The sequence below is a fragment of the Clostridium sp. KNHs214 genome, assembly GCF_000744935.1.
Classification (GTDB): domain Bacteria; phylum Bacillota; class Clostridia; order Clostridiales; family Clostridiaceae; genus Haloimpatiens.
This window is the reverse complement of record NZ_JQMW01000011.1, coordinates 266,082-278,057: the sequence shown is the minus strand read 5'-3', so window position 1 is coordinate 278,057 and position 11,976 is coordinate 266,082. Positions and strand designations below refer to the sequence as shown.

General features: G+C 30.1%; 9 protein-coding genes. All 9 read left to right on the top strand.

Features of this window, described 5'->3' with window-relative positions; genetic code table 11:
* Positions 1-349: 349 nt before the first annotated feature.
* Positions 350-1,987 (top strand): phosphatidylglycerol lysyltransferase domain-containing protein, encoded by a 1,638-nt coding sequence (locus CC89_RS09970; RefSeq protein WP_051931693.1) that lies wholly within the window; start codon positions 350-352, stop codon positions 1,985-1,987.
* 1,014 nt (positions 1,988-3,001) lie between these two features.
* The gene (locus tag CC89_RS09965) at positions 3,002-3,535 is read left to right on the top strand and encodes a TDE2712 family protein (protein ID WP_035291776.1); all 534 of its coding nucleotides are present in this window, start codon (positions 3,002-3,004) and stop codon (positions 3,533-3,535) included.
* 243 nt (positions 3,536-3,778) lie between these two features.
* Positions 3,779-4,618: a patatin-like phospholipase family protein gene (locus CC89_RS09960; protein ID WP_035291775.1), complete on the top strand. Its 840-nt coding sequence runs from the start codon at positions 3,779-3,781 to the stop codon at positions 4,616-4,618.
* Between the two features lie 797 nt (positions 4,619-5,415).
* Positions 5,416-6,036, top strand: coding sequence for a sigma-70 family RNA polymerase sigma factor (locus tag CC89_RS09955; RefSeq protein WP_035291774.1), 621 nt, complete (start codon positions 5,416-5,418; stop codon positions 6,034-6,036).
* A gap of 931 nt (positions 6,037-6,967) precedes the next feature.
* Positions 6,968-7,648: a YveK family protein gene (locus CC89_RS09950; protein ID WP_035291773.1), complete on the top strand. Its 681-nt coding sequence runs from the start codon at positions 6,968-6,970 to the stop codon at positions 7,646-7,648.
* 15 nt (positions 7,649-7,663) lie between these two features.
* Complete coding sequence (locus tag CC89_RS09945; RefSeq protein ID WP_035291771.1) at positions 7,664-8,365, top strand: CpsD/CapB family tyrosine-protein kinase; 702 nt, start codon at positions 7,664-7,666, stop codon at positions 8,363-8,365.
* Between the two features lie 6 nt (positions 8,366-8,371).
* Positions 8,372-9,142, top strand: a complete 771-nt coding sequence (locus CC89_RS09940) for a tyrosine-protein phosphatase (RefSeq protein WP_035291769.1) — start codon at positions 8,372-8,374, stop codon at positions 9,140-9,142.
* A 292-nt stretch (positions 9,143-9,434) separates the two neighbouring features.
* On the top strand, positions 9,435-11,315 hold the full coding sequence (locus CC89_RS09935; protein ID WP_035291766.1) for a polysaccharide biosynthesis protein: 1,881 nt from the start codon (positions 9,435-9,437) through the stop codon (positions 11,313-11,315).
* Positions 11,316-11,404: 89 nt separating this feature from the next.
* The gene (locus tag CC89_RS09930) at positions 11,405-11,968 is read left to right on the top strand and encodes a NeuD/PglB/VioB family sugar acetyltransferase (RefSeq protein ID WP_035293503.1); all 564 of its coding nucleotides are present in this window, start codon (positions 11,405-11,407) and stop codon (positions 11,966-11,968) included.
* Positions 11,969-11,976 lie beyond the last annotated feature (8 nt).

Sequence of the window (11,976 nt, the reverse complement as noted above, 5' to 3'; positions counted from 1 at the left end):
CAAAGGCGTTCTGCGCCTTTTTTTATTTTGCAACCTTTTTGTAATAATTTTTTTTATTAATGTGTGTTATTATAAAAGGGGATTTTACATTTATTATCATAAAAGTATTAAAAAATCATCATAAATACCAAAAAGTTGTAACGAAAATTTATAAAATGTATAATTAGGTGTAATAGGGTATATTTAGGTGCTATCTACTAGTTTCTAGGAATATGGGCTAGCACTTCTAAACTAAATAAAAATTTTTATAAATAAGATTTTTGGTGATTGGATACTGGGGACTAGTGGATTGATAATTAATTAAGAAGGCTAGCTATGAATCCACTTAATAACAATGAGAGGAGTTAACATGAAAGAGGTATTTTTAAAGGCAAAAAAGATTTGGAAACTTGCGAAAGATTTTAAACTTACTGGCGATATAGGAGTAATTGTAGTATCAGTTATGATATTAATAAGAGGATTTTCGTTAGTATTATACTCCATATTCAGTGGAGATAGTATTATAATGGAAAGATTTCCCGTAGTAGAAAAGTTTAAAATAGGATGCATAATGTTTCTGATGTCAATATTTATAGGCATAGGTCTTATAGTTTTATCCATGGAAATATTTTTAAGACTTAAAAAAAGTTATAGAACAACACAGACATTTCTTATTTTAAATCTAATTTTATTTTTATCACTAGGATTAGATTACGTAGATATAATGCTAATACTTTTAAGTATTTTACTTTTAAGAATAATAAAAGGTCATTTGTACAGAGAGTGGGCTTCGTTTAGAAAAAGAAAATATGGAATTTTAATTGTTTTATCTTTTATATTTATATTAATGTATATGATGGCGGCACCCTTTTTACAGGAGAGCTTTTTATCAGAAAGCATTATAGAAAAAGGTTTATTTAAAAAAGGAAGAAGCTTTTTATTTGCAGGATTATTCGTATATTTTATAACGTGGACATTTTTAATATTAAGAAGTCTAATAGTATTTAGAGATAGAATAAAAAATAAAACCTCAGATGAAGAATTAGCCAAAGTAGAAGAATTTTTAAAGGAAAATAGGGGAGATGTGAACACTCATCTAATATTTTTAGGAGATAAAGCTTTATTTTGGGGTATGGATGGAAAGGTACTTATACAGTACGCTAAGATAGGAGATTCACTAGTAGCTTTAGGAGACCCTGTAGGAGATGAAAAGTATATAGTTGAAGCTATAGAAGAATTTCAGGATTTTGCTAATAAATTTACTCTAAGTACTGCTTTCTATAGAATAGACAGAGATAAATTAGCTCAATACCATGAAAATGGATATCACTTTTATAAATTAGGAGAAGAAGCGGTGGTATCCCTGGAAAATTTCGATTTAAAGGGAAAGAAAAAGCAGAGCTTGAGAACTGCAAAAAATAAATTTGAAAGAGAAAATTATAGTTTTCAAATGGTATATCCCCCATATTCAGATGAATTTTTAAAGAAACTACAGAGCATATCTGTACAGTGGTTAAATGGGAGAAAAGAAGACAAGTTCTCCATAGGTTGGTTTCAAAAAGAATATTTAAATAAGTCTTCTATAGGTGTAATAAAAGATCAACAGGATGAAATAATAGCTTTTGCATCCACTGTTCCATATTATGATGGAAAAGAAACCATATCTATAGATCTTATGAGGTTTAAAAAAGATAGTCCTAATGGCATGATGGATTTACTCTTTTTACATTTAATACTTTGGGCTAAGGAAGAGGGGTATAAAAACTTTAGCTTAGGCATGGCACCACTAGCCAACGTTGGAGTAGCAGACCACTGCCACACTGGAGAAAAATTTGCTAAGTTCATATTTAACTATGGCAACCACTGGTATAACTTTAAAGGACTTAGATATTTTAAGGGGAAATTTGACCCTGATTGGAATCCAAGGTTTTTAGCATACCAAAAGGTTGTATCACTACCAATATTGGCATTGAGCATTAATAGACATATAGGAAAAGGAAACAAATAAGAATATTGTGATGTAAGTGGCATAAGAAAAATCTGTCTTTAAGTCCACAATAAATATATTTTTTAAGACTGTTCGCAATACGCCAAGAAATTCTAATGTTTTCAAATTTCAATACCCTAAAACTTTCAAACTCGCTTCTAACGGCGCTCAAACATGAAAGCTTCTTAACGGGTATTGAAATTTGAAAACAAAGAATTTCTAAGGCTAGCTCAATAGTCTAAAAAAATATATTTATTGTTACCTTAAAGACAGATTTTTCGGTTCATGCATAAGCTATCAAAGGAGGGAGACAGCTAACTAAAGGATGATTTTCCTCCGCTATGCTACAGAAAATCTTTAATTAAATAGAAAATATATAAACATAATAATCTAATAATAAAAGCTATAATTATGTTATTAATGGAATAATTATAGCTTTTTCTTTTAAGGCTTTAAAAATTTTTTAATGGCGATAGCCAACATAAATAATATAGCTAAGACGCATATGAAAACATTACTTTACGGCAAAATGTATTAAATTTTAGTTATTTCCTTATTTTTATGTGTAGTATAAAATTTACCGAAAGGCTACGCCTAAAAAATATTATGAGCGTTTTTCTATTTATAAATTAAAGATTTTCCGTAACGTAGTGGAGGAAAATCATCCTTTAGTAGGCTTCTCCGCTGAAACCACATACATATTAAGCTAAAAATCTGATTTTAATGTAGTAATAAATGTGGAATTTGGGACTATTGAACTAGCTCTAGAACTTCTTATGTCTCACAGTTAAAGAACCGTTAAGAAGCTTTTATGTTTGAACGAGGAACGAGTGAGTTTAAAAGCTTTAGGGGCTTTAACTGTGAGACATTTAGAAGTTCTTGGCGTATTGTGAACAGTCGCAAATTCCACATTTATTACGGAATTAAAATCAGATTTTTCTTCAATGTATTATGTCACAACATATGTTTTTTATGTTAAAATAAGATGTGCATGAATTATAAATTTTCAATATTAGGAAGAAAGTAGGGGTAAGGATGTTAAAGACAATAAAAGTAAATTTGGACGAAGTTGAATCAATGCTATATTTTTGGCAGGCTACTAGTGAAAAGGAGAGAGTTTCAGAGCAGTACATGGTAGATGTAGCTGCAATGAAAGGGATATCTGCATCCTATGATGAAGAGTTTGATGCTGAATCTGTAAGAAAAGTTTTAAGTTCTATAACAAATAAAGAACTTTTATCTAAAAAGACAAAAAAAGAAGGAAGATTTTGGAATTATAACATGTGGGTAATGGAAGACTTAGAGTATACTTTAAGCATGGTGCAACCAGTTAAACAATTAAATTTAGACTCTTTAGTAGAAAAATTAAAAGATGTAGATTCTAAATATGAAGAGGTAGAAGTTAGATTCTCACCATTATCATTAGAAGATTACATAATAAAAGATAATTCTTTAATAATAAACTTCTTCAAAGTTAAACCAAGTGATTTTGATGATAATACATTCATAGATGGAGTGGAAATTAAAGAGTATATTTGTGAAAAATTAAAAGAAGTTATAGCTAAATAAGCTTAGGGAATAGAATGAGAGCATATGTGGAATTGTAAATCCATATATGCTCTTAATTTTGTTTAATGAATAATTGTGCAAGTATATAGAATATAACTAAAGTAATTAATTACAGGGGTCGAATGAGGTAAAATATAAATTTTTTGATAATATTTACAGTTTTCTAAGACCAGCAGCTTAAAAAATGGTATATTCATATTGATAGAAAATTTATTTTTGGATTACAGGAAGAGGAGGATAACGGTGAGTGGATTATTTTTACAAGGTGGTGGAGCTAAAGGCGCTTTTCAGGCAGGAGCTCTTTATGCCTTATGGGAAAAGGGCGTAAAACTAAGAGTGATAGCGGGTACTTCTATAGGGGCTGTAAATGGATACTACTTATACACAGAAAATCTAGAAGCCATGAAGGAGTTTTACACAAATTCAGGAGAGCAAGGGGAAGCTTTATTAAACAAGAAGATTAAGCTGAATAAAGTTGTAGATAATAGTATTATTATGAACATATTAAATGAATTGAAAGGAAACAATGCACAAATAAAGGCTTTCTATGTGAATTATGTAGAAGTTATGGGGATAAATATTAAAGAAAAAGTGGTTAATATTTGTAATTTACAACAAGAACAAAAACTGGATGCAGTAAAGTTCAGTTCGCTTTTGCCTTATGTATCCCATGAACAGGAGGAAAAAAATTTTAAACAGTTGTGGAGAGAATTTGTATCAGGAGAACAAATAGAAAAATTTAAGGAATGTCTCATAAGTGGAGAATACCATGGATACAATTTAGATGGTGGAGTTCTTAACAATTGTTTTTTGACACCTTTTGTGAAAAACAAAGTAGAAAAGTTATATTTAATGCCTTTAAGCAATAACTTTGTGATACCTGAGTACATAAAAGAAGAATACAAAGAAGAAGATATAGTTTTGATAAATAGAGAGAAGGGTTTCAATAGTCATGATACATTGAATTTTCAACCAGACTTTCTTAAAGAACTTTTTTATGAAGGGTACCATACTTGCATAGAAAAATTAAATTTAAATAGTTCCTTTGCTTCTTATGCAAGTAATTACGGAGAAATTTCATAATTCAAGTAATGTAATACCTTTTGTGGGATAATCATAATAGAAATTTATATTATGGAGCTGTCGCATTGAGAAATTTACATACAATATACTGTTCTGCAAGTTTAAACTTAACACAATATATTGTAGTATTTATTTTTAGTGCGACAGCCCCGTTTTAGGTACATTCAAATAAATAACAAGTTAGTATGCTAGTCTATTTTGTGTCATATTGCGCAGCAGAACCCGCCGATAGTTCTACCAAAGTCGGAACCTGCTTCCTTGTCTAACACAAAATATACCAGCATCTTTGACTTGTTATTTTCTTCATGCACCTTATTAGTAGGTGAATGTTAATTGTACAAAATCATCTAGATAAAACTTACAAAAGCTTCTTGACAGCAAACTTAAGTTTGGATATACTATAATTACAGTATTTACCAAAATACAAACATTCCCGGGAAGAGTAAATTAAAAAGGTTAGTATGTATAAAAAATTAAACAAGTATTTAACTTACAATTTGGTATTTAAGTAAGAATTAATAGGTAAAAAGTAAGAAGTAAGAAGTAAGAATGAAAAGGTAAGAACTGACTACTTAACTACAAATTTTAAATTGTAGTTAATTTCTAAAAGGGCTTTATTCTTCATTTAAAATTTTATATTTTTATTTTATAACTGCGAAAGTTGAATATATAAATATTGAAGTACTAAATTGAAGAATATGCTTGTTTTATATTAAGGTAGATACATGGTATAAAAGCATAGATACACACAGGATTAGAAAAAAAGAAATGGGGTTAAAAGAAAGAGGGTAATGTTTATGAGAGGAAAAGTTAACGTTAAGAAAAACATGAGAGAAAGGGAACAGGAGTTAAATCAGTTGGTATCTATGGCTAAAGAGGGAGACAAAAATGCTTTACAGAAGATTATGGAGAAATTTATGCCTTTTATAGTTAAAATAACAAAAAGTGTATACATTAGAGGGATGGATGATGATGATCTTAAGCAAATAGGATGTATATCTATAATGCATGCAGTGGAAAAATTTGACCTAGAAAGATCAAAAAATTTCACCACTTATGTGACCACTGCTATAAGAAATAATTACTATTATGAGATAAGAAAGAAGGCAAATGAACGATTTAGTATAAGCTTAGATGCTCCCATAGAAGATGGACTTACGTTAGAGGATATGCTTCAAGGGGAGATAGATTTAGAAGAGGATTACTTAGAAAAGGAAGAACGGGAAAAGCTTCAGGAGTCCATAAAGCATTTATCTTTAGAAGAAAAGGAATTACTGCTAATTATATATAAAAATACTAAAGGAGCATTAAAGGAGTATGCTAAAAGGAAAGGGCTATCCCAAAGTGGAGTTTATAAAAGAAAAACTAATTTATTTAAGAAATTGAGAAAACTACTAAAAGCTGAGAATAATGAGTAAAAAATATAATTGTGAAAAATGAAAAAAGGGTAAAACTAAACTTGAGGATTAAATGTGAAATCTACAAGTGTAAGTTAAAAATTGTAGTGCAAGATTTTTAAAGTTAGAATCATAAAATTAAAATTATAAAGTTAGAATCGAAATTTAAAAATTAAAAATTTTAAATAGAAGCCTTACAGAAAAAGTTGTGAAACCCACTGTAAGGTTTCTTTTTTGGTTTGTATTATGGATTTAAATAAAAAAATAGAAAAATAAAAAAAATTAAAATATTTTTGCTCAAAATAGAAATAAAAAAAGAGGAAACTTATGTCGAAAATGAATAAATTGTTAACAAAAAAATGTAGAATGGGATAGATTTTAAGGACATATTGAAAAAGATGTATAAAAATAAAAAACATATAGGAAATTTAATACAAATAAAATCATGATTATAAAATTTAATTTAATAACAAGAAAATATTTACAAAATATTACAATGCGTTTATTATATTTACAAATTATATGATTCGTTGTAATATTATTAATATTGGTAATAGATAAATTTAATTACTATAATAGATAAAGTTTATTATATATGATTTATTTACTTATTAAAGTAATATTTTAAGCTAGTTTTTTACTTAATATTAATTATTGAATACTATATTAAGTTTAAAATGTAAAAAATTATCCATAACATTAGTTGTTTGAAAGTTATATATAACTCAACTTTTGTACATGAATTTCAAGTTCTACATTAGATGAATAAACGTTTTTAATTTTAAATTTTAAAAATTAATTTAAAGCAGGTTTACTTCATTCTAAATTTTACATTTTTATTTTATAACTGCGAAAGTTGAATTAGTATAGAAATGTTAATATTTTGTTAAAGTATAATTAAACTTAAACGAAAAAAATATATGGACTATAATGTTATAAACGGAGGATTAAAATGCAAGAAGAAGTAACATTAGATTTAAGAGAATTCTTTTGGATTTTGAAGAAGAGAGTTAAATTAATAGTGAGTATAACCCTTTTATCGACTATAATTGCAGGGGTTATAAGTTTTTTTGTACTATCACCAGTTTACCAATCAAAGGTTAGTGTAGTTATAGGAAAGACTGGAGATAAGAAGCAAAATGAAAATTATCAATATAATGAAGTTATGATGTACCAAAAGCTTGTAAAAACTTATGCAGAAATTGCAAAGCTTCAATCTGTGGCAGAAGACACTATTGAAAAGGCTAATTTAAACATTACACCAACGCAATTAAAAGATATAGTAAAGGTTACACCACAAGCGGACACTCAAATATTGGACATAACAGTAGAACATAAAAATCCTAATAAGGCTAAAGTAATAGCAGACATATTTACAGAGGAGTTTATAAAAAAATCTACTAAGGCAATACAAGGTGGAGAGGTTGAAATTTTAGATCCGGCACAGGTTCCTGAAAAGCCTATAAAGCCTAATAAAAAATTAAATATAGCCATAGCGTTTTTTCTAGGACTTATGGTATCCATAGGACTTACATTCTTATTAGAATACATGGACAACACTATTAAAACCGATGAAGATGTGTTAAAAAGTTTAGAAATACCTGTTATAGGCGTAATACCAGAGCATGAATAAAAGGGGGAAAGGTAAATGCTTGTTATAGAAAAAAGTCCTAAATCCGTACCAGCAGAGGCGTATAGAACTTTAAGGACGAATATACAGTATGCATCCTTTGATAAGGAATTAAGAAGAATATTGGTAACCAGTTCAGGACCAGGAGAGGGAAAATCAACTACAGCAGCTAATTTGGCTCTTTCTATAGCTGAAACAGGTAAGTCAGTACTTCTAATAGATTGTGATTTAAGAAAACCTAGTGTACATAAAAAATTTAAAATATCTAATGAAAAAGGTGTAACTAATTTCCTTTTAGGAGAAGTAACTTTTGAGCAGGCTACTAAAGTCTATAAAAATAAACTATTTATAATGACGGCAGGAACTATACCTCCAAACCCAGCGGAAATGCTTTCTTCAAATAAATTGAAGAACTTTTTAAAAAAAGTTTCTGATCAGTTTGACATGGTTATAATAGACAGTCCACCAGTAATGGCGGTTACCGATGCTCAAATACTTTCTACCATAACTGATGGGGTTATTTTAGTAATTACTTCTGCACAAACTGAAAAGGCCATGGCAATAAAGGCAAAGGAATCACTTAAAAAGGTAAATGCAAACATCCTAGGAGTGGTTTTAAATAGAATCAAAGAAGAAAATGGCAAGAGTTATGGATATTATTACTATTATAATGAAGATGAAAATGGAGAAGTAAAAAAGAAAAAGAGAAAAAAGGAGTAGGATTTTATGATAGATATACATTGTCATATAATTCCTGATATAGATGATGGGTCAAAGGATATTTCTTGTAGCATAGCAATGGCAAAAATGGCCTATGAAGATGGAGTGAGGAAAATAATAGCCACTCCTCATTTTTATCAAAATCATTATGAAAATTCTTTCTTAAGCATAGAAGAAAAATTAGATATGCTAAATACAGAATTAAAAAATAATAAAATAAACTTAGAAATTTTACCAGGACAGGAAATTTTCTTGGACAACCATCTGTTAGACTTATATAGAAAGGGAATTATAAACACTCTCAATAAAAATAATAAGTACATGCTTTTGGAAACAGATTTTACTAAATGCCCCAAGGAGCATATAGACTTAATATACGAGCTAAGAATCAAGGGTATAAGAACCATAATAGCTCACCCAGAAAGATATGCCTACGTGCAAAAAAATTTAGAAAGTTTAAATTCATTTATAGAGGAAGGCTGCTTATTCCAGCTAAATGCTGGCAGCATCATGGGTATATACGGCAAAGAAACTAAAAAAACTGCAAGACTTTTAATAGAAAAAGGTCTATGTGATTTTGTAGCCTCTGATGCCCACGGCATAGGCAAAAGAAATCCAAAGCTAAGGGAGTGCTACGATTTCATACAAAACAACTATGAATACATATTTGATGACATATTAGAAAATGCAGGGGCTGTGGTGAACGGATTTGATATTCATAAGGAGCATAAGGTTATTAAGCATAGGAAGAAGGGATTCTTGGCTATGTTTAGATAAAAATTGAGAATGATTAAAAATATTACCATTTAAGCTTTCGTAAGAATATGTCCATACTTTAGGAATATATGAAAAATATGTTATGATTAAACCACAAAAAGGTACAATGCGATGGAATTATGAAATTTCTCCTCCATGCCTTGCATAAGAGCTTGGAACAATAAATTAAATTTAAACAGTTTTTTCCCTTCTTATGCAAGTCACTCCAGAGAAATTTCATAATTCAGGTAATGTAATGCTTATTGTGGGTTAATCATATTATGAAAAATGTATAAAATTACATTATGAATAGATGGAGGTGAGAAAAATTAAGGATTTAGGGAAATGGAAAAAGCCCATATTGATACTAATAGATGCAGTACTTGTAAATCTATCGTACATATTAGCTCTATACTTTAGATATAACTTTAGTACATTTAAAAATTTTGCCAGCAATTATAAAAATATAGCGATAATAGTTACTATTATATATTTAATTTGTTTCTATTTGTTTAAGCTCTATGAAAGTATCTGGAGTTATGCCAGCATAGATGAATTTATGCTAGTTATAGGGGGTTGTTTAGTAGCAAACTTAGTAACCATGATATTTTTACATGTTTCTTCCTATGGGGTTGCCTATGGGGTAAGCATAATAGCTTGTGCCTTTAGTATTCTTTTTATAGTAGGATTTAGAATATCTTTTAGAATATATGGCAGATTTACCAGTATATTAGATTGCAACGCTAACAAAAACAAGTTAAAGAGAGTAATGATAATAGGAGCAGGAGCAGCAGCTTCTATAGTCATAAGGGAAATGAAAAACAACAATCAAAATAAATACTTACCAGTAGCCTTAATTGACGATGATAACTATAAAGTTAGAAAAAATGTTTTAGGTGTAAAGGTAATGGGTACCAGAAGTGATATTCCTAGAATAGCTAAGGAAAAAGCAATAGAAAATATAATAATTGCTATTCCATCCATTAGCCAAAAGGATAAAAAAGAAATACTGGATATATGTAAAGAGACAGGGTGTAAAATTCAAATTATTCCAAGTGTATATGAAGTAATTGATGGTAAAACTTCGCTAAATCAAATTAGAGATGTGGATATTGAGGATTTACTAGGAAGAAAGTCTATACAGCTGGACATGAAAGGTATATCAGACTATATAAAGGGAAAATGCATCATGGTAACAGGAGGGGGAGGCTCTATAGGTTCGGAACTATGCCGTCAAATCTCCAAGTTTAAACCAAGGACACTCATTATTTTCGATATATACGAAAATAATGCTTATGATATACAAAATGAGCTTAGATACAAATACCCTAAATTAGACTTGAAAGTACTAATAGGATCTGTTAGGGATCACAAAAGATTAAGTTATATATTCAATAAGTATTCTCCAGAAGTGGTATTCCATGCAGCAGCTCATAAACATGTACCCCTTATGGAGGACAGTCCAATGGAAGCTATAAAAAATAATGTGTTTGGCACCTTTAATGTAGCTAGCTGTGCAGATAAGTTTGGTGTAGAGAGATTTGTGCTAATATCTACAGACAAGGCAGTAAACCCAACAAACGTAATGGGCGCTACCAAGAGAATGTGTGAAATGATCATACAGTCCATGGACAAGGTCAGCAGTACTCAGTTTGTAGCTGTTAGATTTGGGAATGTGCTAGGTAGCAATGGTTCTGTTATACCACTGTTTAAAAAGCAAATGGCCCACGGAGGACCAGTAACAGTAACCCATAAGGAGATAACAAGATTCTTTATGACCATACCAGAGGCATCTCAACTAGTGCTTCAAGCAGGAGCCTTTGCAAAGGGTGGAGAGATATTCGTACTAGACATGGGTGAGCCTGTTAAAATATACGATTTAGCCTGTGACTTAATTAGACTTTCCGGCTTTGAACCTAACAAGGACATGCATATTAAAATCTCCGGACTTAGACCAGGAGAAAAGCTATATGAGGAGCTTCTAATGAGCGAAGAGGGATTAACTAACACAAAACATGAAAAAATATTTATTGGAAAACCAACCTTCAGTGACATTCATGAGCTAAAGGCCCATATAATGGAGCTAAGTAGCATCATAGAGGGAGACGATGTGGAGAAGCTTATATTGAAAATTGGGGAAATTGTGCCCACTTATCAGAGGAAGGTAGAGGATGAGGTTGCAGTGAGTTTGTAAGTTTAATAAAGGATTAGAGCAAAATAGTATTTTAAAATTTAGATGTAGTATATAAAAATATAAATTAATAAGAAATTGGTGGTATTGTAATGAATAATTTATTGATATTAGGTGCAGGAGGCCATGGAAAAGTTATAGCTGAAGCCGCAGAGCTTCAGGGTAAATGGAATAAAATTGCCTTTCTGGATGATAGGGAAGATATAAAAGGCATATATAATTCCCCGATTGTTGGTAAGGTACATGAATACGCCAGCCTCATTAATGAATATAGATATGCCTTTGTGGCAATTGGAAACAATGAAAAAAGATTAGAATTGATAGACAAGCTTATAAGTGCAGGTTTTAATATACCAATAATTATTCATTCTAGAGCCAGTGTTAGCAAATATAGCAATATAGATTTAGGTACAGTTGTTTTGGCTGGAACTGTAGTTAATGTAGGGACAAGCATTGGTAAAGGATGCATTATAAATATAAACGCTACTGTGGATCATGACTCAGAAATAGGCTCTGGAGTTCATATTTCATCTGGAGCAGTGGTGAGAAGTATGGCAAAGGTAGGAAGACTGTCCACCATTGGAGCTGCAGCTTGTGTTAAATCTTCTACTATATTAAAGGAAAAATTTATATTACCTGAAGGAAGTGTTATTTAAAATATTTT

Bases quoted from the DNA above. Each gene is read 5' to 3' on its own strand.
- CC89_RS09970 (WP_051931693.1), top strand. From the start codon at position 350: ATGAAAGAGGTATTTTTAAAGGCAAAAAAGATTTGGAAACTTGCGAAA.
- CC89_RS09965 (WP_035291776.1), top strand. From the start codon at position 3,002: ATGTTAAAGACAATAAAAGTAAATTTGGACGAAGTTGAATCAATGCTA.
- CC89_RS09955 (WP_035291774.1), top strand. From the start codon at position 5,416: ATGAGAGGAAAAGTTAACGTTAAGAAAAACATGAGAGAAAGGGAACAG.
- CC89_RS09950 (WP_035291773.1), top strand. From the start codon at position 6,968: ATGCAAGAAGAAGTAACATTAGATTTAAGAGAATTCTTTTGGATTTTG.
- CC89_RS09945 (WP_035291771.1), top strand. From the start codon at position 7,664: ATGCTTGTTATAGAAAAAAGTCCTAAATCCGTACCAGCAGAGGCGTAT.
- CC89_RS09940 (WP_035291769.1), top strand. From the start codon at position 8,372: ATGATAGATATACATTGTCATATAATTCCTGATATAGATGATGGGTCA.
- CC89_RS09935 (WP_035291766.1), top strand. From the start codon at position 9,435: ATGGAGGTGAGAAAAATTAAGGATTTAGGGAAATGGAAAAAGCCCATA.
- CC89_RS09930 (WP_035293503.1), top strand. From the start codon at position 11,405: ATGAATAATTTATTGATATTAGGTGCAGGAGGCCATGGAAAAGTTATA.